The 19,073-nt window shown below is 73.1% G+C and carries 23 protein-coding genes and 1 pseudogene; 14 read left to right on the top strand and 10 right to left on the bottom strand.

Going from position 1 to position 19,073, the window contains the following annotated elements; genetic code table 11:
• Positions 1-29 precede the first annotated feature (29 nt).
• Entirely contained in the window at positions 30-641 is a 612-nt protein-coding gene (locus tag JT723_RS32790) for a TetR/AcrR family transcriptional regulator (protein WP_372441406.1), read from the bottom strand.
• A 117-nt stretch (positions 642-758) separates the two neighbouring features.
• On the opposite strand from JT723_RS32790, the gene JT723_RS32785 reads away from it, so the two are divergent.
• Positions 759-1,784, top strand: coding sequence for an aldo/keto reductase (locus JT723_RS32785; protein WP_205048521.1), 1,026 nt, complete (start codon positions 759-761; stop codon positions 1,782-1,784).
• Positions 1,785-1,823: 39 nt separating this feature from the next.
• Here JT723_RS32785 and JT723_RS32780 read toward each other — a convergent pair whose 3' ends face one another.
• From JT723_RS32780 to JT723_RS32770, 3 genes are read right to left on the bottom strand one after another with little or no spacing between them, the layout of a single operon-like run.
• Entirely contained in the window at positions 1,824-3,896 is a 2,073-nt protein-coding gene (locus JT723_RS32780) for an iron ABC transporter permease (protein WP_205048520.1), read from the bottom strand.
• Positions 3,897-3,900: 4 nt separating this feature from the next.
• Entirely contained in the window at positions 3,901-4,950 is a 1,050-nt protein-coding gene (locus JT723_RS32775; RefSeq protein WP_205048519.1) for an iron-siderophore ABC transporter substrate-binding protein, read from the bottom strand.
• Positions 4,947-5,819 (bottom strand): ABC transporter ATP-binding protein, encoded by an 873-nt coding sequence (locus tag JT723_RS32770; protein WP_205048518.1) that lies wholly within the window; start codon positions 5,817-5,819, stop codon positions 4,947-4,949. The genes JT723_RS32775 and JT723_RS32770 overlap by 4 nt, the downstream gene beginning before the upstream one ends.
• Positions 5,820-5,927: 108 nt before the next feature.
• On the opposite strand from JT723_RS32770, the gene JT723_RS32765 reads away from it, so the two are divergent.
• From JT723_RS32765 to JT723_RS32760, 3 genes are all read left to right on the top strand, one after another.
• Positions 5,928-6,194: a hypothetical protein gene (locus JT723_RS32765; RefSeq protein ID WP_205048517.1), complete on the top strand. Its 267-nt coding sequence runs from the start codon at positions 5,928-5,930 to the stop codon at positions 6,192-6,194.
• Between the two features lie 415 nt (positions 6,195-6,609).
• The gene (locus tag JT723_RS36000) at positions 6,610-6,732 is read left to right on the top strand and encodes a hypothetical protein (protein WP_265749853.1); all 123 of its coding nucleotides are present in this window, start codon (positions 6,610-6,612) and stop codon (positions 6,730-6,732) included.
• 286 nt (positions 6,733-7,018) lie between these two features.
• The gene (locus JT723_RS32760) at positions 7,019-7,783 is read left to right on the top strand and encodes an SAM-dependent methyltransferase (RefSeq protein ID WP_240166560.1); all 765 of its coding nucleotides are present in this window, start codon (positions 7,019-7,021) and stop codon (positions 7,781-7,783) included.
• Here the strand turns inward: JT723_RS32760 and JT723_RS32755 are convergent.
• The gene (locus JT723_RS32755) at positions 7,773-8,078 is read right to left on the bottom strand and encodes a hypothetical protein (RefSeq protein ID WP_504819154.1); all 306 of its coding nucleotides are present in this window, start codon (positions 8,076-8,078) and stop codon (positions 7,773-7,775) included. The genes JT723_RS32760 and JT723_RS32755 overlap by 11 nt on opposite strands.
• Here JT723_RS32755 and JT723_RS32750 point away from each other — a divergent pair.
• Positions 7,992-8,434 (top strand): annotated as a pseudogene (locus JT723_RS32750) (substrate-binding domain-containing protein); the annotation flags it as partial. The gene JT723_RS32755 and the pseudogene JT723_RS32750 overlap by 87 nt on opposite strands.
• 224 nt (positions 8,435-8,658) lie before the next feature.
• On the top strand, positions 8,659-9,387 hold the full coding sequence (locus JT723_RS32745) for an SDR family NAD(P)-dependent oxidoreductase (protein WP_205048515.1): 729 nt from the start codon (positions 8,659-8,661) through the stop codon (positions 9,385-9,387).
• Positions 9,388-9,391: 4 nt separating this feature from the next.
• Here the strand turns inward: JT723_RS32745 and JT723_RS32740 are convergent, their stop codons facing one another.
• Positions 9,392-10,018 carry a TetR/AcrR family transcriptional regulator gene (locus tag JT723_RS32740; protein WP_205048514.1) on the bottom strand — a complete coding sequence of 209 codons (627 nt, stop codon included), beginning with the start codon at positions 10,016-10,018 and terminating at the stop codon, positions 9,392-9,394.
• A gap of 165 nt (positions 10,019-10,183) precedes the next feature.
• Here JT723_RS32740 and JT723_RS32735 point away from each other — a divergent pair, with 165 nt between their 5' ends.
• The 3 genes from JT723_RS32735 (at position 10,184) to JT723_RS32725 (ending at position 12,286) form a co-directional block, all read left to right on the top strand.
• Positions 10,184-11,068 carry an NAD(P)H-binding protein gene (locus JT723_RS32735; RefSeq protein WP_205048513.1) on the top strand — a complete coding sequence of 295 codons (885 nt, stop codon included), beginning with the start codon at positions 10,184-10,186 and terminating at the stop codon, positions 11,066-11,068.
• A 103-nt stretch (positions 11,069-11,171) separates the two neighbouring features.
• Positions 11,172-11,681, top strand: coding sequence for an FBP domain-containing protein (locus JT723_RS32730; protein WP_205048512.1), 510 nt, complete (start codon positions 11,172-11,174; stop codon positions 11,679-11,681).
• A 50-nt stretch (positions 11,682-11,731) separates the two neighbouring features.
• Positions 11,732-12,286, top strand: a complete 555-nt coding sequence (locus JT723_RS32725) for a P-loop nucleotide/nucleoside kinase family protein (protein WP_205048511.1) — start codon at positions 11,732-11,734, stop codon at positions 12,284-12,286.
• A gap of 2 nt (positions 12,287-12,288) precedes the next feature.
• On the opposite strand, the gene JT723_RS32720 is transcribed toward JT723_RS32725, so the two are convergent.
• A complete protein-coding gene (locus tag JT723_RS32720; RefSeq protein ID WP_205048510.1) occupies positions 12,289-12,591 on the bottom strand; it encodes a putative quinol monooxygenase in 303 nt (100 codons plus the stop codon).
• Positions 12,592-12,675: 84 nt separating this feature from the next.
• Between JT723_RS32720 and JT723_RS32715 the strand changes: the two genes are divergently transcribed.
• Together JT723_RS32715 and JT723_RS32710 are read left to right on the top strand one after the other, a co-directional pair.
• Positions 12,676-13,293 carry a TetR/AcrR family transcriptional regulator gene (locus JT723_RS32715; RefSeq protein ID WP_205048509.1) on the top strand — a complete coding sequence of 206 codons (618 nt, stop codon included), beginning with the start codon at positions 12,676-12,678 and terminating at the stop codon, positions 13,291-13,293.
• A 32-nt stretch (positions 13,294-13,325) separates the two neighbouring features.
• Complete coding sequence (locus JT723_RS32710) at positions 13,326-13,715, top strand: VOC family protein (protein ID WP_205048508.1); 390 nt, start codon at positions 13,326-13,328, stop codon at positions 13,713-13,715.
• 7 nt (positions 13,716-13,722) lie between these two features.
• Here JT723_RS32710 and JT723_RS32705 read toward each other — a convergent pair whose 3' ends face one another.
• Positions 13,723-14,451, bottom strand: coding sequence for an HAD family hydrolase (locus tag JT723_RS32705; protein ID WP_205048507.1), 729 nt, complete (start codon positions 14,449-14,451; stop codon positions 13,723-13,725).
• 92 nt (positions 14,452-14,543) lie between these two features.
• Between JT723_RS32705 and JT723_RS32700 the strand changes: the two genes are divergently transcribed.
• A complete protein-coding gene (locus JT723_RS32700) occupies positions 14,544-15,011 on the top strand; it encodes an SAM-dependent methyltransferase (RefSeq protein ID WP_205048506.1) in 468 nt (155 codons plus the stop codon).
• 497 nt (positions 15,012-15,508) lie between these two features.
• Here JT723_RS32700 and JT723_RS35620 read toward each other — a convergent pair whose 3' ends face one another.
• Positions 15,509-16,006, bottom strand: a complete 498-nt coding sequence (locus JT723_RS35620) for a hypothetical protein (protein ID WP_240166569.1) — start codon at positions 16,004-16,006, stop codon at positions 15,509-15,511.
• A 9-nt stretch (positions 16,007-16,015) separates the two neighbouring features.
• Between JT723_RS35620 and JT723_RS35615 the strand changes: the two genes are divergently transcribed.
• Positions 16,016-16,405: a DUF3626 domain-containing protein gene (locus JT723_RS35615; protein ID WP_372441405.1), complete on the top strand. Its 390-nt coding sequence runs from the start codon at positions 16,016-16,018 to the stop codon at positions 16,403-16,405.
• Here JT723_RS35615 and JT723_RS35610 read toward each other — a convergent pair.
• Positions 16,368-16,997 (bottom strand): SRPBCC family protein, encoded by a 630-nt coding sequence (locus tag JT723_RS35610; protein WP_265934431.1) that lies wholly within the window; start codon positions 16,995-16,997, stop codon positions 16,368-16,370. The genes JT723_RS35615 and JT723_RS35610 overlap by 38 nt on opposite strands.
• A gap of 414 nt (positions 16,998-17,411) precedes the next feature.
• On the opposite strand from JT723_RS35610, the gene JT723_RS32680 reads away from it, so the two are divergent.
• On the top strand, positions 17,412-19,073 hold a 1,662-nt coding region (locus JT723_RS32680; RefSeq protein WP_205048502.1), incomplete at its 3' end, for a phosphopantetheine-binding protein.

The following is a 19,073-nucleotide window of genomic DNA, read 5'->3' as shown; positions in this document are numbered from 1 at the left end:
GGGCGTTCACGTCCCCGCCGGCGCCTCGGTCAGGACGGCTGCGCCCCGGCACCCGCGCCGTAGCGCAGCCCGTCCACCAGCAGCGAGATCATGCGCTGCGTGTGGTCGTCACCGTCCTCCAGGGGCACGGCGAGATTGCCTATCGCGCGCAGCAGGTCCCACGGGTCGGCGTCGGAGCGGATGGCGCCGGCCTGTGCCGCGCGCTCCAGCAGGTCGGCCAGGACCGGTTCGAAGTTCTGCTGGAAGTAGCAGGGCAGGCTGTCGTAGACCGGGTCGCCCGAGTGCAGGGCGGCGCTGAGCCCGCGCTTGGTGGCGATGAAGCCCGCGAAGCGCTCCAGCCACCGGGTGAGCGCGTCGAGCGGCGGGTACTGCGCGGTCAGCGCGGGGGCCGCGGCGGCGCAGGCGTCGACCTCGCGGCGGAAGACCGCGGAGATGAGGTCGGAGCGCTGCGGGAAGTGCCGGTAGAAGGTGCCCGCGCCGACGCCCGCCTTCGCGGTGATCTTGCGTACCGGGGCGTCCACCCCCGACTCGGCGAAGACCTCGGCGGCAGCGGCCAGCAGCGCGTCCACACTGCGCTGCGCGTCGGCGCGCAGCGGCGGGCGCTGCTGGCCCGCCGTGCTCGGTCCGTCGTCCACGGACACCCCTCCTTGCTAAGCGGAACAATGTTCCGTATCGTGCGTGGCGGAACGCTGTTCCGCTTTACCCGAGGGTATCGCGCGGCGGCGACATCCCGACCACGAGGGACCACGAGGAGCACCGTGAAGTACCGCACGCTGGGCCGCACCGGAATCAAGGTCACCCCCTACTGCCTGGGCGCGATGATGTTCGGCGCCATGGGCAACCCCGACGAGGACGAATGCGTCCGCATGGTCCACCGGGCGCTGGACGCCGGCATCAACTTCGTCGACACCGCCGACGCCTACAGCCACGGCGGCTCCGAGGAGATCGTCGGCAAGGCGCTCAAGGGCCGCCGCGACGACGTCGTCCTGGCCACCAAGGCCCACCTGCCGATGGGCGACGACCCCAACCACCGCGGCAACTCCCGGCGCTGGCTGGTGCGCGCGCTGGAGGACTCGCTGCGCCGGCTGCAGACCGACCACGTCGACCTCTTCCAGGTCCACCGCCCCGACCCCGACACCGACATCGAGGAGACCCTCGCCGCCCTCACCGACCTGGTCAGGGCGGGCAAGATCAGGTCCTTCGGCTCCTCGACCTTCCTGGCCTCCGACATCGTCGAGGCCCAGTGGGTCGCCGAGCGGCGCGGCCTGCAGCGCTTCCGCACCGAGCAGCCGCCCTACTCCATCCTGGACCGCGGCATCGAACGCGAGGTGCTGCCGGTCGCCCAGCGCCACGGCATGGGCACCCTGGTCTGGAGCCCGCTGGCCGGCGGGCTGCTCACCGGCCGCTACCGCAAGGGCCAGGAGCCCGACACCCACCGGGCCGGCTTCGGCTTCCGCTACCTCAGCGACGACCGCCGCCTGGAGGCCGTCGAGGAGCTGATCCCCGTTGCGAAGGAGGCCGGGATGCCGCTGACGCACATGGCCATGGCCTTCGCCATCTCCCACCCCGGCGTCACCTCCGCGATCCTGGGCCCGCGCACCATGGACCAGCTGGACGACCTGCTGGCGGGCGCCGGGACCACGCTGTCCGACGACGTCCTGGACGCGATCGACGAGATCGCGCCCCCCGGCGTCGACATCGGCGCCCTCGACATGGGCTACACGCTGCAGACCCCTTCGGGCGCCGCCCTGCGCCGCCCCCTCCCGCAGCGCTCAGCCGCATGAACCGCCCGCCCGGCGGCGGCCACCCGCCGCCGGGGCCGGCTACCTGCGGGTGCGGACCAGCAGGTAGAGGAAGTACGGCGCCCCGACGACCGCCGTCATCAGGCCCGCACCCAGCTGGGCCGGGGCGATGACGGTGCGGCCCAGCAGGTCCGCGGAGCAGACCAGGAGTGCCCCGAGCAGCATCGCGGTCGGCACGACCCGCACATGCCGCCGCCCGGCCAGCGCCCGGGCCGCGTGCGGGGCGACCAGGCCCACGAAGCCGATCGTGCCCGCCGCGGCGACCGCGGTGGCGCTCAGCAGGACGCTCGTCGCGAGCAGCCCGAGCCGGGCCGGTGCCAGCCGCAGCCCCAGCAGCCGCGGGGTGTCGTCGTCGAGCGAGACCAGGTCGAGCTGCCGGCGGCGCAGCACCGCGACGGCGGCGCCGAAGGCGAGCACGACGGCGACCGGCAGAACGTCGGGCAGCGTGCGCCCGTAGGTCGAACCCGACAGCCACGTCAGGGCCTTGGTCGCGTTGAAGGGGTCGGTCAGCACGATCAGCAGGCTGATCAGCGCCGTCGTCCCCGCAGAGGCGCCCACCCCGACGAGCACCAGCCGGTTCTGCCGGAAGCCGCCGCGCGCGGCGAGCCCGAAGACCAGCGCCGCGGTCGCCGCGGCCCCGGCGAAGGCCGCACCGGCCACGCTCCATGTGCCCGCCGCCGGCACCGTGGTGACCAGCAGGACGGCGCCGAGCCCCGCCCCGCCGGACACCCCGAGCACACCGGGGTCGGCCAGCGGATTGCGCGTGACGGCCTGCACCAGCGTCCCCGACAGCGCCAGCGCCGCCCCCGCCAGCAGCGCCGCGAGCACCCGGGGCACCCGGGTGTCCAGCACGAAGGTCACCACCCGGTCGCCGCGGCCCTGCGCCCAGTTGAGCACGTCGCCCAGCAGCAGCGGGGTGTCGCCCAGCAGTACGGCCGCCACGACCACAGCCGCCAGCAGCGCCACCAGCCCCGCGACGGTCGCGGCGAAGGCGGCCCGGCTCGGGATACGCAGCCGGTCCGGTGCCGCGGCGCCGCCACCGTCGCCGGTGCGCAGCGCCATGACGACCAGGAAGACCGCGCCGACCCCGCTGGTGACCACCCCCGTCGGCACCGCGACCGCGGACTCGGCGCTCACCGACGCCCGCAGCAGCACGTCGGAGCCCAGCACCAGCGCCGCGCCGGCCAGTCCCGCGACCGGCACGGCCGCCCGCGCACGGGCCAGCCCGCGCAGGCGGCGGGCCAGCGGCCGTACCAGCGCGGGCGCGCACAGCCCCACGAAGCCGATCGGCCCGGCCAGGGTGACCGCGGCGGCCGACAGCAGCGAGGCGAGCACCACGGCGGTGACCCGGGTGCCGAGCACCGGCACCCCCAGGCCCCGGGCCGCGTCGTCGCCGAGGGCGAGGACGTCCACCCTGCGGGCGACCAGCAGCAGCCCGGCCAGGCCGAACAGCACCACCGGCGCCATCTGGACGACCCCGCCGAAGCCGTTCTGGCCGACGCTGCCCTGGCTCCACTGGTAGAGCCCGTCGGTCTGCTCGGGGAAGAGCAGCAGCAGCGCGTCGGTGACCGATCCGAGGCCGAGCGCGAGCGCGCTGCCGGCCAGCACCAGCCGTACGGTCCCCGCGCCCAGCCCGGACAGCCCGAGCACCACCGCTGCCGCCGCCAGGCCGCCCGCGAAGGCGACACCGGAGGATGCCAGCAGCGGGAAGGACGCGCCGGTCACGGTGAGCACGCCGAGCGCCAGGTAGGAGCCGGCGTTGACCGCGAGGGTGTCGGGCGCGGCCAGCACGTTGCGGCTCACCGCCTGCAGGGCGGCGCCCGCCGCGCCGAGGGCGACGCCGACCAGCACCGCGGCCGCGGCCCTGGGCAGCCGGGAGGCGACGACGACGGAGGCGTCCCCGGCGTCCGCCCGCCCGGTGACGGCCCGCCACACCTCGCCCGCGCCCACCGCGGCCGTGCCCTGGGTGATGTCGACGACGGCGAGCGCTGCGACCAGCAGGACCAGTGCCGCCACCGCGGCGGCACCCGCGGGGAAAGCGGCCTTCGCCGGGGGCGCCTGCGCGGGCGCCCCCGGGGTTGCGGTGACGGCCACGGCGCTACTTCACCAGGGCGTCGACGACGGCGTCGGCGTACGCCCCCATCGACCCGAAGCCGCCGAACATCCACACGCCGTCCGGCAGCCGGTCGACGTGGCCGGCCTTCACGAACGGCAGCGACTTCCACACCGCGTTCTCGGCCAGGCCTTCGGCGAAGGGGTCGCCGTCGACGGCGTTGACGATGTAGGCGAAGTGCACGTCCCCCAGGCCCGTCAGGCCCTCGACGTCGGTGGTCGCCAGGCCGTAGTCCCTGTCGCCCTTGAGGCTCCAGGCGTTCTTCAGGCCCAGCCGCTCGTTGACCGCGCCGATCAGCGAGCCGCCGGTGAAGGGGCGGACCGAGACCTGGTTGGACTGCTCCCAGCCGTCGGCGAAGGCGTAGCGCGCCCCTTCGAGCCCCGCGGCCTTGAGCGCCGCTCGGCTCGCCGCGATCTTCGCGTCGAAGGCCTGCTGCGCGGCGGCGGCCTTCTTCGTCGTCCCGGTCGCCTGGGCGATCAGGTCGAGGTTCCTGGTGACCAGGCCTATCTGGTCGGCGCTGTCGGCCGACCGCACCTCCAGGACCGGGGCGATCTTCCGCAGCTGCGCCACGGCGGCCGACGTCAGGTCGGTGGTCGCGACGATCAGGTCGGGGTCGAGGGCCGCGACGGTGTCGGTGCTGGGCTCGCCGCGGGTGCCGATGTCCTTGGGGGAGTTGGTCAGCGGGACCGCGGAGTCCCACGCCTGGTAGCCCTTCACGTCGGCGACGCCCACCGGCTGGACGCCGAGCGTGACCAGGTCCTCGACGACATTCCACTCGGTGCCGACGACCCTGGTCGCCGGCGAGTCCAGGTGCACCTGCGCCCCGGAGGCGTCGGTGAGGGTGATCGGGCCTGCGGCGGCCGTCGCCGGGGCGGAGCCCGCTGTGGACGGTGGCGTGTCGTCGGCGGCGGTGTGGGTCGTCCCGCACGCGCTCAGGCAGAGTGCGGCGGCGGCGGTGAGGGCTGCGGCCGCGGATTTGACTCCGGCTCCGGCTTCGGCGAAGCGGCCGGCGGACAGGGCGGTGAGGGATCTCATCGGGAGGGGTGGGGCCTTTCACTGCGGGTGTGGTGGCGGCCGACCGCGCGGGTGCGCAGCCGGCCGGTCGAGGGGTCGGTCTCGACGTCGATGCGGATGCCGTAGACCTCGGACAGCAGGTCGGGGGCCAGCACGTCCTCGGGCGTGCCGTCGGCGGCGATCCGGCCCTGCGCGAGCAGCGCGACCCGGTCGGCGACGGCCGCCGCCTGGTCCAGGTCGTGCAGGACGACGCCGACCGCAATGGCGTGGTCGTCGGCGAGGTCGCGGATCAGGTCGAGGAGTTCGACCTGGTAGCGCAGGTCCAGATACGTGGTCGGCTCGTCGAGCAGCAGCACACCGGTCTCCTGGGCGAGGCAACTGGCGAGCCACACCCGCTGGAGCTGGCCGCCGGACAGCTGCTCGACACCGCGTGCGGCCAGGTGCGCCACACCGGTCAGCCCGAGCGCCCGGTCGACCACCGCGGCACCGCCGGGGTCGGGCCGTCCCCAGCGCCCCCGGTGCGGGTGGCGGCCGAACTCGACCACGTCGCGCACGTTCAGCCCGCTCGGCGTGGGCCGCCCCTGCGTCAGCAGGGCGACCCGCCGGGCGAACTGCCGGGAGTCCAGGGCGAAGCCGTCGGTGCCGCCGTCCTGTTCCCCCTCCAGCGTCAGGGTGCCGCTGCGGGCATGCTGCAGGCGGGCGAGGGTGCGCAGCAGCGTCGACTTCCCGCTGCCGTTCGGACCCACCAGGGCGGTCACCTCGGCGGGCCTGATCGCGATCGCCGCGTCGTGCACGACGTCGGTGCGCTCGTAGGCCACCGTCATTCCTGCGGCCGACAGCCCGTGGCCGCGCAGGCGCGACCGGCTGCCGGTTCTGTCACCGGTCATCATGTGGCTTAGGTTAGCCTAACCTAAGTGATGCTCCTCTCGGGGGTGACTGGGGAGAGGCCCGGGTGGCGCGGCTGCCACCCAACGCCCTTCGCGCGCCGGCTCGGTGATGTGACGTCAGAGGCGGTGGCCGCCCGCCGGGTGCAGGCCCTAGCGGGCGACCCTGGCCTGGCGTCCTGCTCGGTGACGCCGAGAGCCGCCGCCACCGCAGGCCGGGGCAGCACCCTCGGCCTCGGCGTCCTCCGCCACGGTGAGGGCGGCCTGCCGGGCGACCTCGCCGGTGGTGCGCCCCAGGACGGCGGCGGCCTTCAGCGCCGCCGGCGGCTCGTCCGCCGCCAGGTCCGCCAGCTCCTCCCGCAGGCTCCAGCAGTGCGGTGACAGCAGCAGTCAGCACCGACCTCGCGTCGGTTTCCGCGATGTGCCGCGCCCAGTCGCCGCGCGGCCCGCCGGTGTCGTGCAGGTGGGGTGCGTCCGGGTCGGCGTCGTCCCGGTCGAGGGGGTGGCAGGCCGTGCCCCGCCGACCGCACGAGCACGCCCCGCGCAGGGCGCCCGCCAGCGATGCGCGCAGGGTGCCGTCGCAGACCCACCGGTCGCCGGTGCGGCACAGGGTGCTGCCGCTGCCCGCGTCGCGATACACCGGCTCCGGCCCGCTGCGAAGTCGGCCGACACAGAGCTGACGCCGTCTGGTGGTCCGTAACGGCCACCGCTGGGAGCGGACGGTGACCCGCGACGTCATCCGCGCGGCCATCCACGGCTTCCTCTTCCCCGCGCTCGGCGCTCCCGGCGCGCGGCGGTGTACGCCGCCGATGCGCAGGATCTGGCTCTCCTGCTCGCCTTCGACGCCGCGGGGCCGGGCAGGAACCCGCCGGGCACCGCCGAGCGGCAGGCCGTGCGGCTGCTGGCCCTGCTCGGCTGACCGGGCGTCGCACAGTTGGATTTTCCGGCGTCAACCGCGCCTGAAAATACGGGTGTTGGGCGCCCCGACGTGCAAGGCTTCACGATCGCGGCCCTATGATGTGGCGTGAGGTAACGACGGTTGCCGGGGGACGGCCCCGGGTCTGAAGCGACGGGTTGTGGACATGGCAGACGAGACAGCGCTCGGCGGCGCGGAGACGGGCTCGGAGTCGGACTGGGACGCCGAGCTGGAGTCGGCGGCCGAGGTGCAGGCCGGTATCCGCACCGACATCCCGCACAGCGCGCGGATGTACGACTACTACCTCGGCGGCCGCACCAACTACCGCCCGGACCGCGAGGCCGCGGACGAGGTCGCCACGGTCTTCCCGAGCGTCTTCCACACCGCGCTCGAGAACCGCGACTTCATGCACCGCGCCACCCGCGTCCTGGCCCGCAACCACGGCATCCGCCAGTGGCTGGACATCGGCACCGGCATCCCCACCTCCCCGAACCTGCACGAGGTGGCCCAGTCCGTCGCCGCCGACGCCCGCGTGGTCTACGTCGACTACGACCCCATCGTGCTCAACTACGCCCGCGCCCTGCTGCGCAGCACCCCGACGGGCCGCACCGCGTACGTACAGGCCGACGCGACCGACCCGGGCTCGATCCTGGCCAACCAGACGCTCGCCGACACCCTCGACCTGTCCCGCCCGGTCGCGCTGAGCCTCAACGCGCTGCTGCACTTCATCCCCGACGACCGCGACCCGTACGGCATCGTGGACCGCCTGATGTCGGCCCTGCCGTCGGGCTCCGCACTGGCGATAAGCCACTGCACCCCGGACTTCGACCCCGAGTCGTGGGCGGAGGTCGTCGGCGTCTACCGCAAGTCGGGCACCCCCGCCCAGGTCCGCACCCGCGCTGAGGTCGAGCGCTTCTTCGAGGGTTACGAGCTGATCGAGCCCGGCATCGAGGTCGGCCACCGCTGGCACCCCGAGGAGACCACCCGCGCCGAACTCCCGAGGGTGTCGGACGCGGACGTGAGTCTGTGGGTGGGCGTCGCGATCAAGCCCTGACTTCCGCTCCCCGGGCTGAGCCCCGGGAATGCTTACCACGGCCGGACCAGGCCTCCGCACGGTCCCGCACGATCATCTTTCCGGTGTTCCCGCCGTGCAGCATGCCCAGGAACGCGTCCACGATGTGCTCGAACCCGTCCACCACCGTCTCGTCCAGCGCCAGCCGGCCGCTCTGCAGGTGGGGAACCGCGAACTCGCACAGCTCGTCCTCGCCATCGCCACGCTGGACGGAGCGCGGCTGCCGGCGGGGCTGGTGGCGCGCGGACTCTTCGAGGAGAGCTACTTCCTGGTCCATCCGGCCGGACATCCGGCTCCGCGTTCGCTGCCGCTGGTCGACTGGGGCGAGAACTGCGGCTCGTACACCCGCGCCTGGTGGGGCGCGCAGGACTGGATCGCGAGGGCCACGATCGAGGCCGAGGACGGCGGAGCAGTGCTGTCGCTCGTGAGCGGGGGCACGGAATGGCGATCGTGCCCGCACTCTCCCTGCTCGGGGCACCTGACTCGGTCGAGATCGCCGATCTCGGTCCGTGGCGCCCGACGCGCCGTATCGGCTATGTGACCACCCCGGAGCTCGCCGGCTCCGCCGCCGTGCGCGCTCTGGTGCGAGAGCTGCGGGCCGCCGGCTCCGCGCCCACCGTCCACACGTCGTGACGACTGCCCGTCGCCCAGCCGTACGCACGGTGCGGATCGGCGGACTTCACACAGTCACCTCACCGGCGGGCCGAAGTCCGATGGACCGGGAAGGGCCTCGGTAGCCTTTCCGTGGACGGGCCGTCGTGGCCATGAGCAAAGGGGGGCGCCTCCATGCCGCAAGCACTCGTGGACGCTGTCGACAGCGGCAACGCCGCCGCGCCCGCTCCCGGGGCGGTGACCGCATGAGCCGGATCCTGGTGACCGGATCCGCCGACGGGCTGGGCCGCGCGGCGGCCGAGACGCTGCTGTCGGCGGGGCACGACGTCGTGGTGCACGCCCGCAGCCGGCGGCGTTCGGCGAGCCTGCGCCCGCTGGTCGACCGCGGTGCGGACCTCGTCGTGGGCGACTTCACCGAGCGCGACGACGTACGCGCCGTCGCCGCGGAACTGAACGCCGCCAAACCGCTGGACGCCGTCATCCACAATGCCGGCGTGTGGCGCGGCCGGGACGTCATGCCCGTCAACATCGTCGCGCCCTACCTGCTCACCGCGCTGCTGCCGGCCCCGCGCCGCCTGGTGTACGTCACCAGCGGCTCGCACTACGACGGGCGGCCCTCGCTGGCCGGGGTCGACTGGCAGGGCCGCGGGGCCGGTTCGTACGCCGACAGCAAGCTCTACGTCACCGCGCTAGCCGCCGCCATGGGCCGGCTGCGCCCCGGGGTGCTGAGCAACGCGGTCGACCCGGGCTGGGTGCCGACGAAAATGGGCGGCCCGTACGCGACCGACGACCTCGAACTCGGCCACCGCACGCAGGAGTGGCTCGCCGTCTCCGACGACCCCGAGGCGCAGGCCGAAGGCGGCTACTGGTACCACCGCAGGCAGGCCGACCCGCACCCGTCCGTTCACGACACCGCGTTCCAGGACGAGCTGCTCGCGGTGCTGGCCGAGGAGACCGGCACACCGCTGCGCTGACCGCTCAGCCCGCCGCGGGAAGCGCGGCGGCGACCGCCGCACGGATGGGCGCGAGGTCCACGTCGGCCGCGATCGTCTCCTTCTCCGGCCGCTCGGTGAGCAGTTGTTCGGTGCCGAACAGCGCCCGCAGGAAGCGCGGGTGCAGGGTGCGCCCGATCAGCTCGTGCGCGACCGTGTCCGCGTCGGCCGGCGGCAGCCCGTACCGCGAGGCCAGGTGGTCGGCGAGCCGCCGGTGCGCTGAGTCGAAGATCGCCTCGTGGTAGCGGGCGGCGGCCTGCGGCAGCCGCTCCGCCTCGGCGATGCCAAGCCGGCACATCCGCACGGTCGGCTCCCACAGCAGCATCTGCAGGAAGCGGCCGCAGTAGAGCGCGACGGCCTCGGCGTCGTCCCCGGCGTCATCCGCGTACTCGGCAGGCGTGCGCAGCCGGTCGAGATACAGCTCGCGCACCAGGTCGACCACGGCGAGGAAGAGCTTGTCCTTGCTCTCGAAGTGCGCGTAGAGGGTCCGCTTCGAGGTCGCCGCGCGCGCGGCCAGCGTATCCATCGAGGCGCGCTCGAACCCCGTCTCCAGGAAGACGTCCTTGGCGGTGAAGAGGATGTGCTCGCGCAGTTCCTCGCCGCGTCTCGCCATTCGTCGACCTCCCTGTGCAGCGAAGTAAACGGTACGGTAGAGTTTACTTCTGTTCGGCTGTAGAGCTTGTTGCGCACGTTGCGCACGTTGCGCACGTTGCGCACGTCGTGTTCGTGGAGCCCGCCGGGTCCGTCCGGTCCGGCCTGCTCCGGTCAGGAGAAGACCATGATCGTCGTCACCACGCCCACCGGCAGTATCGGCCACCAGACCCTCGCGCGCGTCATCGATGCCGGCGCCCCGGTCCGGGTGATCGCCCGCGACCCCTCCCGGCTGGCCCCGGAGGTCCGCGAGCGCGCCGAGGTCGTCAAGGGGTCGTCCGACGACCCCGGCGCCGTGTCCGAGGCCTGCGTGGGCGCGGACGCCGTGCTGTGGGTGCTGCCGCCCGACCCGCGCGCCGCCAGCCTCCACGGGCACGTCATCGACTTCACCCGCCCGCTGTGCGACGCGATCGCCGCCCATGGTGTGCAGCGCGTCGTCGGCGTCTCCAGCCTCGGCCGCGGCACCGCCAGGAACGCCGGGCAGATATCCGCGGTCTTCGCGATGGACCACCTGATCGAGAGCACCGGGGTGCACTACCGCTCGCTGGCCATGCCCGGCTTCATGGAGAACGTGCTCCGGCAGCTCGAACCCATCACCCGCCAGGGCGTGTTCTACGGCCAGGTCGCCGGCGACCGCAAAGGCCCCGCCTGCGCCACCCGCGACATCGCCGCAACGGCGGCCCGCCTGCTCCTGGACGACACCTGGACCGGCCAGGAGGAGGTCCCGCTGCCCGGCCCCGAGGACCTTTCCCCCGACGACATGGCCGCCGTGATGGCCGAGGTCCTGGGCCGGCCCGTCGCCTACCGGCGCGTCCCCGCGGAAGGGCTGCGCGCCGACCTCGTCGGGCGCGGCGTGAGCCCGGCCTGGGCGCAGGGCCTCGTCGCGATGGGGGACGCGGTGGAGGCCGGTATCTACGGCACCGGGGAGTACGCGTCCCGGTCCGCGTCGCCGACCACCTTCCGGCAGTGGTGCCAGGACGTGCTGCGGCCGGCCGCGGAGGCGGCCGCGTAAGGTGCGCGGCTATGGCTGCCGGGTGGGGTTGTGCGGACGCTGCCGGGCCGGCGGCGGGGAAAACCAGTCGAGGGTGCGGGCGGGGGAGAGGTAGCTTCTGGCCATGGACGCCCTGACCGACGCCGAGATCCGTGCCAGCTTCGTGAACTGCTCGAAGGGCGAGGCCAAGCGCATCAGCCTGCCCCGCGACCTGTCCGAGCTGCCCTGGGGCGACCTGGACTTCGTCGGCTGGCGCGACCCCGGTGCGCCGGACCGCGCCTACCTGGTCAGCCCCGTCACCGGCGGCGACCCGGTCGGCCTGGCCATGCGGGTCGCGCCCGGCGCCCGGCGCAACCTGATGCGCAGCAGCCTGTGCGGCCTGTGCCTGACCGGTCACGGCGGTGGCGGCGTCGACCTGCTCGCCGCCCCGCTGGCCGGCCAGGCCGGCCGCCAGGGCAACACGGTCGCGCTCTACATGTGCGCGGACCTGGCCTGCTCCCTCTACATCCGCGGCAAGAAGACCACCCCGCTGGTCCGCCGCATGGAAGAGACCCTGACCCTGGACGAGCACATCGCCCGCACCCGCCGCAACCTGGACGCCTTCCTGGTCAAGGTCACCGCCTCCGCGGCCTGACGCGCCGCCCCCTGACGTACGGTCACCCGACCTGCGGCGGAGGGGTTCTCGTGCTCATCTGGATCTACGGTGCTTTCGGCAGCGGCAAGACGACCCTGGCGGGGGAGCTGCGCTCCCGGCTGCCCGAGGCGCTGCTCTTCGACCCCGAGGCGGTCGGCACCCTGCTGTCGTCCATCGTGGACGTGCCGACCGGTGACTTCCAGGACCTGCGCCAGTGGCGCCGCCAGGTCGCCGCCCTCGCGACCGGCCTGGTCCAGGAGTACGCGCGCCCGCTGCTGGTCCCGATGACGCTGGTCGAGCCGGCCTATCTCCAGGAGATCTTCGGCTCCCTGGACGCCGCGGGCATCCAGTTCGCCCACTTCTTCCTCGACGTCCCGCACGACGTCCTGGTCGACCGCATCGACGCCCGCTCCCTCTTCTCCGGCGACCCCGTGCGGAGCGCCGACGGCCGTGCCTGGTGCAAGGCCAGGCTCCCCGCCTGCCTGGCGGCCCGCGCGACCCTCCCCCCGGACACCGTCGTCCTCGACGGCCGGCTTCCGGCCGAGGCCCTGGCCGCGGCGGTCCTGGCCCGCACGGGCCTGGGTCCGCGCCCTGGCGGGGCCTGACGTCACGCGCCGGGGAGTTTGGCGCCGAGGATGTCGACGAAGTCGACGGTGGGCGGGGCGGTGAAGAGGTCGGGGGCCGCGTCCTCCAGGGGCCTGCTGTAGGCGTCCCAGTGGGCCTGGCGGCCGGCCTCGTCCTCGAAGGCGTCGAAGACGGCGAAGGACGTGGGGCCGAGGCGCAGCGCGTGCCAGGCGACCGTCGACGCGTCGCCCCGCACCTGCTGCAGTGCCGACCGGAGCATGCTCTCGACCGCCGCGACCTTGTCGGGCTTGGCCTCGAAGCGGATGAGGATGCCGAGCGTGACCATGGGGATCCCTCACTTCTATTTCTGTAGTGATCGTTCGATAAATACGCTACCAGACATCTCTACATCTCTAGCGATCGGTCTAGAATGGGAGCCATGAGAACCGGCAGGCCGCGCTCCTTCGACCGCGACGAGGCGCTGGAGAGCGCCGTCGCCGTGTTCTGGCGGCACGGCTACGACGCCACGTCGGTCTCGCTGCTGACCGCCGCCCTCGGCATCGGCGCCCCCAGCCTCTACGCGGCCTTCGGCGACAAGAAGACGCTCTTCTACGAGGCCCTGGACCGCTACAACGCCACCTACGGCGCCTTCACCGTCCGCGCGCTCGCCGAGGAGAGCGACGCCCGCGCCGCCGTCGAACGGCTGCTCCGCGACGCCGCCGAGGCCTACACCCGCCCCGACCGCCCGCCCGGCTGCCTGCTGATCACCGCCGCCACCAACTGCTCACCGCAGTCCGCCGACGTCGCAGAGCGGCTGCGGGACATCCGCCGGCAGGCCAGAACCGCCCTGGAGGACCGGATCGGCTCGGCCGTACGGGCCGGCTCCCTGCCCGCCGACACCGACGCCGGGGCACTCGCCGCCTTCTACGCCGCCGTGCTCCAGGGCATGTCCGCCCAGGCCCGCGACGGCGCCACCCGCACCGACCTGCGCCACATCGCAGAGGCCGCCCTGCTCGCCTGGCCGGCCCGGCCCGCCGGCCGCCCTTGACCCCGAGTGCACCTCACGGAGGCATTCCGACCATGGCAGTCGAGCTGAACCACACCATCGTCCACGCGCGCGACAACCGCGAGTCCGCCGAATTCCTGGCCGGCATCCTGGGTCTGGACGTCGGCCCGCAGTGGGGTCCCTTCATCCCGGTCGCCACCGCCAACGGCGTCACCCTCGACTTCGCCTCCTACCCGGCGGGGTCGATCACCCGGCAGCACTACGCCTTCCTGATCTCCGACGAGGAGTTCGACGCGGCCTTCGCGCGGATCGAGGCGGCGGGCGTCACGTACTACGCCGACCCGTACATGAGCCAGGCGGGCGAGATCAACCGCCACCACGGCGGCCGGGGACTGTACTTCGCCGACCCGGTCGGCCACTACATGGAGATCATGACCCGCCCCTACGACGCCCACACCCGGTAGCCCGCGGTCACGCAGGTGCCGGCCGCTCCGGCGCCGGGCCGGAGAGCGGCGGGTCGAAGAGCGCCGGCACATCGGCCAGCGAGGACAGGAAAGGCCCTGGCCAGCCGTCCTCGCGCGCCCACGCATCGTTCTCGTCCCAGTCCGCGGCCCTCAGCATGTACGCCCGCATGCCGCATCCGGACGCGCCGGTCAGCTCGCTCCCGCCGCCGTCACCGACGTAGACGCAGGACCGCGGCGGGACGCCGAGCTGCCGGGCGATCCGCAGGAAGAGCTCCGGATCGGGCTTGCGGAGCCCCTCCTCGCAGGAGAGCACGCGGGCGTCGACCAGTCCCGCGACCGGCAACCGCGGCCAGCTGTCGGCCAGTTCCCGGGTGCAGTCGCTGAGCACGCCCAACCGCAGCCCCCGGGCGCGCAGTTCGGCCAGCACCGCGGCTGCGCCGTCGCGCAGGACGAACAGCTCGCCCTGCGACGCCGACCGTGCCGCGCAGGCCGCCGCGAGCGCCTCGTCGTCCGGCTCCACACCGCAACGCAGCGCCAGGGTGCGGTAGGTCGCGGCGAGGTCGCCCAGCACCCCGGTCGCCCGCTCGGGGAACGAGGCGTCCAGGGCGGCGCGCCAGGTGCGGACCGGGATGCCGAGCGGCGCCGCACTGCGGGCGGCGTGCTCGTCCCAGACGTGCGAGGGCGTGCCGGGAGTGAGGGTCCCGAAGAAGTCGAAGACGACAGCGCGGGCGGTCATTGCCCGCGATCCTAGGCCCCGCCCCCCGCGGGCGGCCCCGGAGATCGACCACCGCAGGACAGGACACCGGCCCAGGCGGTAGAACCGTGGGCATGGCAACTTTCGAGGTCACCCCCATCGGCACGGTCCACAACGACAGGACGGACGTCCAGCACACCGACAACTGGGGTGCGGTGCGCAGCACGATCACCGTCGACGAGCGGTTCGGCGACGCGGCCCTCCAGGGCCTGGAGGGCTTCTCCCACGTCGAGGTCCTCTTCGTCTTCGACCAGCTCCCCGAGCGCGACGACTACCGCGAACCCCGCCCGTACCGCGGCCGCGCCGACCTCCCGCCCGTCGGCGTCTTCGCCGACCGCGGCCCCCGCCGCCCGAACCGCATCGGGGTGACGTGCTGCGCCGTGGAGTCCGTCCGCGGCCGGGAACTGACGGTGGTGGGCCTCGACGCCGTGTCGGGCACACCGGTCATCGACGTGAAGCCGGTGATGGTCGAGTTCCAGGCCGTGGGCGTCGAACAGCCGCAGTGGGTGAGCGAGTTGATGGCGGACTACTTCAAGCCGTAGGCCCTCCCGCCGTCACCCTTCGGCGCGTACCCGCCCCTGGTCCGCGGCACGCCACAGCGCCGACCACGACGTGGTACGCCCCGGCACCGGAACCCACCGCCCGCGGTGCGACCGCCGCGGCGGCGGCCCGTACGGCGACTGCCACGCCGGCCGCTCGAACCGCCCCCGCACGACCGGGGCGTGGCGCCGTACGACCGGGTTGCCGGAACCGACGGCGCGGCAGCAGCGATGGGGGAGGACGGGAAGGCAAGTGGGCACAAGGACCCAGGTCTTGGACACAGACAGACACCGTTTCCAGTGAGAGGACCGCAGCGAAAAGGAGCGCGGCACCTCGACGGCGACGCGCGACGGAATCAGCGAACGGGGGTTTCTCACATGCAGTGCAACGGCGTGCCCTTCCTTGAGCGGCGTCCTACGGTCACCAGCAAGCTAACGCCGCGACGGCCTGCGCCTCCACCGATTTTCGGCCGCACCGCGATCGCCGTGGCCGAGCGCCCTCAGACCGGCGTGCCGCCGCCACAGGAGTCGACCTGGGCGGCCCCCTGGGCGGCCAGCGTCCGCAGGGCGTCCTCGTACCGGCCGCGTTCGAAGCGGAAGGGGCCGAAGCCGGTGTAGTCGCGACCCGGGCGGTGGGGCTGCTCGAAGAAGTCCCACACGACAAGGCCGGTGGTCACCGAGATGCGGGCCATGAGCGGCCAGCATCCCACGTCACCGCAGACGCACCCGAGTACGGCGGTCCGCGGCCGGCCCGTGCCGGCGGTCCGCCCCAGGTAGTGGTCCGCCATCCCCCCGGCCCCTTGGGCCTCCGGGACCAGGCCCCCGTAGGCGTCCCCCGCGGGACGCATGCCGGCCGCGGTCTCGAACCCGTCGACCAGCGCGGTCAGCGGCACCCCGTCGACGACGGGCACGACGACGAGCACACCGTCCTCTTCCCCGCCGTCGCCGTCGTCCTCGCGACGCGGACGGCAGTCGAACCGGACCTCGTTGATGCCCACTCAGGCCCCGTGCGCTTCGACCAGGACGTCGAGGCGCTGGTCCTGGACCCCAGCTACCGCGGCACCGACGTGGAGCAGGCGGCCCGCCGCCTGCCCTGCCCGGTCGAGTGGCACCCGGGCTTCCGGCTCGGCGTGGACGGAATGCGCAGGTACCCCGACTTCCGCGGCCCCGAATACGTCGAGCTGGGCGCGGAGATCGCGCTCGACGGCCACCTGGACCCCTGGCTGATCGGCCGGGCCGCCCGGACGAACCGGCACGACCCCCAGGCGCTGAAGAAGGTCTGGCACTACGTGGCCCACTACGGCGCCCCGCAACCGCCCGTCGACGCCGGCGCCGCAGCGGACATCGCAGCGGTCGCGGTCAATGGGAGGACTGCTGCTCCAGGGTCTCCTTCATGACCTGGGAGCCGCGCACGACGCGCAGCCGGACCTGTTCCGCCATGTCGTGGGGGAGGACGTCGGTGGTCCACACCAGGTGGCAGCGGGTGGGGCCGTCGGGGACGACCTGGAAGGAGGCGTGGTGGTGGGTCAGGGGGATCTTGAAGCCCTCGACCGCCGAGTACGCCAGCCGGCGCAGGTCGTCGTCGATGCTGACGATCAGCTCGCGGATGACCGCGTCGCCCGGCACCGTGAGATACCGGGTGTCCCCGTCCATGCGCGCGTCCAGGACGTAGCCGGGGATGAGGCGCTTGTGCACGGCCTCCACGTCCCGGACCGCGTCCCACACGTCCTCGGCACTGGCTTCGATCGCGGTGTCCTGAACGATGGTGGCGATGGCCGCTGTCTCCCGTCTGGTTCGGTGGACGACCGGGTGGATCCGTCGGGCCGGCCGCGCTGTCGATGGTCGGTGCTGCGTCAGCGTAACCGATGGCCCCTGCAGGCGACACGCGATTCGGACGTGGCTGACAGCTGATGAAAAACAGGCCAAATGCCGGTGTTTGAGAGGTGAAGAAGCCCCTGGCGGTGCGGGTTCTCCGCGCGTCAACCGCACCGCTCAGGCCATGAACACCGCACGATCTTCACAGATGGTGCTCGCATCCCCGGCGCACGTCTGCCTATGATGCGAACATCAGGTCTAGGAGCCGGTGTTGATAACCCGCCGGCTCCTGACGGGGGACCTAACACGGGGGCTTGTTTTGCGTTTCTCAAACCGAAGCGGGTGTGACCAGCCATGTGTCGCATCTGTTCGGTTCCTCCGTGTTTCTGAACGCGCCCTGATTCCCCCGTCTGTACACCGCGATAGCGTCGATCCGACGCACCAGCGGCGATTCGGAAACGTGCGGGTCTGCGACGAAGCGACATCCGCGCGCGAAAGCGACCGCTTACCAGGATGTCGTCACACGTCCCTGCGCTCACCTGCCGGGCCGGCGGCACTCCGCGGCTTCGATGGGGGACCGAACCGGTTATGGACGAGCTTCTCGGCAGGCTGTTGTGGCGTCAGTTGGTGGCGGTCGGCTGGTTCGAAGGCGGGGTCGGCGACTTCTCCTCCGTGACCGCCCGCGTCCGTCCGGCGCGGCACGTGGCGCGCTGGCTGGAGGCCAGCCTGGCGATGCTCGACGAACTGGGCGTCGTCCGCTACACCGGCGGCAGGTGCACCGGCCGGGTCGAGGACGCGGACGCCCTGTGGGCGGAGTGGGAGCGCACCAAGGGGACGTGGTTCGCAGACGCCAGCGTGCGCCCGCGGCTGGTCATCGCCGAGGCCATGCTCCGCTCCCTCCCCGAGGTCCTGCGGGGCGAGAAGCTCCCCACCGACCTCATCTTCCCCGGCGGGTCCATGGACCAGGTCCGCGCCGTCTACCAGGGCAATCCGCTCGCCGACTTCTTCAATGCCTGGACGACCGACGTCGTCGTCGCCTACGTCGAAGAGCGCCTGGCCGCCGATCCGGACGTACGGCTGCGCCTCCTGGAGGTCGGCGCCGGCACCGGATCGACCAGCGCCGAGGTCTTCCGCAAGCTCAAGCCCTACCGGCACGCCGTCGCCGAGTACTGCTACACCGACCTGTCCCGCGCCTTCCTGCAGCACGCCGAGGCCACCTACGGCCCCGACAACCCCTACCTGTCCTACCGGCTGCTCGACATCGAACGCAGCCCGGGCGAGCAGGACTTCGACCTCGGCTCGTACGACCTGGTGCTCGCCGCCAACGTGCTGCATGCGACCCGCAGGATCGGCGTCACGGTCGACAACGTCAAGACGCTCATGCGCCCGGACGCCCTCCTGGTGCTCAACGAGATGGCCGGCATCAACCTCCTGACGCATGCCGCGTTCGGCCTGCTGGAGGGCTGGTGGCTGCACGAGGATCCGGAGCTGCGGATCGCCGGGAGCCCGGCGCTGGAGTCCGAGGTCTGGCAGGGCGTCCTGGAGAAGGCGGGCTTCCGGTCGGTGTTCTTCCCCGTCCAGGAGTCCCACCACCTCGGCGGCCAGGTCGTGGTGGCCGAAAGCGACGGCGTCTTCGCGGGCGGGTCGCGGGCGGCTGCCCCGGCCGAGAAAGGGGGCCGTCCCGTCGCGCCGCCGACTCGAAGGGATACGGACGAGGCCGGGGACGTGGAGCACACCGTCCACGACCGGCTGCGCGCAGAACTCGCGGACGCGCTCAAGATGCCGGTGGCAGACATCGACGCGGACATGGCCTTCCGGGACTACGGGCTCGACTCGATCCTCGGTATCCAGTTCGTGCAGCGGGTCAATGCGGTGCTGGGTACCGACCTGGCGACGACGGTGCTCTTCGAGCACGGCACGCTGCGCCAACTCGCCGCCCACGTGGCGTCGTCGGGTGTGACGGTGCCGCGGGTCGAAGCGGTGGAAGCCCCGGCCGCAGCTCCTGTCCGCAGCCATACGCGACCGGCCGCCGTCGCGACCGCCACCCCGTCGGGCTCCGGGTCCGGCTCCGCGTCGGACGACATGGAGCCGATGGCGATCGTGGGGCTGAGCGGGCGGTTCGCAGGCTCGCGGAATCTGGACGAGCTGTGGACGCACCTGGCCGCGGGCACCGACCTCGTCGGCGAGGTGACGAGGTGGCCCCTGGACCAGTACCTCGGCGCCGAGGCGGCAGCGGGACTGCGGGGGAGT

It is taken from the genome of Actinacidiphila bryophytorum (assembly GCF_016916835.1).
Taxonomy (GTDB): Bacteria; Actinomycetota; Actinomycetes; order Streptomycetales; family Streptomycetaceae; genus Actinacidiphila; species Actinacidiphila bryophytorum.
Note: the sequence above shows the minus strand (reverse complement) of the source record. Positions and strands in the feature narration are given on the sequence as shown.

Excerpts from the sequence above, each read along its gene's own strand:
- JT723_RS32775 (WP_205048519.1), bottom strand. The coding sequence starts at position 4,950 with ATGAGATCCCTCACCGCCCTGTCCGCCGGCCGCTTCGCCGAAGCCGGA.
- JT723_RS32770 (WP_205048518.1), bottom strand. The coding sequence starts at position 5,819 with ATGATGACCGGTGACAGAACCGGCAGCCGGTCGCGCCTGCGCGGCCAC.
- JT723_RS32760 (WP_240166560.1), top strand. The coding sequence starts at position 7,019 with ATGTACGACTACTACCTCGGCGGCCGCACCAACTACCGCCCGGACCGC.
- JT723_RS32755 (WP_504819154.1), bottom strand. The coding sequence starts at position 8,078 with ATGGACCAGGAAGTAGCTCTCCTCGAAGAGTCCGCGCGCCACCAGCCC.
- JT723_RS32745 (WP_205048515.1), top strand. The coding sequence starts at position 8,659 with ATGAGCCGGATCCTGGTGACCGGATCCGCCGACGGGCTGGGCCGCGCG.
- JT723_RS32740 (WP_205048514.1), bottom strand. The coding sequence starts at position 10,018 with ATGGCGAGACGCGGCGAGGAACTGCGCGAGCACATCCTCTTCACCGCC.
- JT723_RS32735 (WP_205048513.1), top strand. The coding sequence starts at position 10,184 with ATGATCGTCGTCACCACGCCCACCGGCAGTATCGGCCACCAGACCCTC.
- JT723_RS32730 (WP_205048512.1), top strand. The coding sequence starts at position 11,172 with ATGGACGCCCTGACCGACGCCGAGATCCGTGCCAGCTTCGTGAACTGC.
- JT723_RS32720 (WP_205048510.1), bottom strand. The coding sequence starts at position 12,591 with ATGGTCACGCTCGGCATCCTCATCCGCTTCGAGGCCAAGCCCGACAAG.
- JT723_RS32715 (WP_205048509.1), top strand. The coding sequence starts at position 12,676 with ATGGGAGCCATGAGAACCGGCAGGCCGCGCTCCTTCGACCGCGACGAG.
- JT723_RS32710 (WP_205048508.1), top strand. The coding sequence starts at position 13,326 with ATGGCAGTCGAGCTGAACCACACCATCGTCCACGCGCGCGACAACCGC.
- JT723_RS32705 (WP_205048507.1), bottom strand. The coding sequence starts at position 14,451 with ATGACCGCCCGCGCTGTCGTCTTCGACTTCTTCGGGACCCTCACTCCC.
- JT723_RS32700 (WP_205048506.1), top strand. The coding sequence starts at position 14,544 with ATGGCAACTTTCGAGGTCACCCCCATCGGCACGGTCCACAACGACAGG.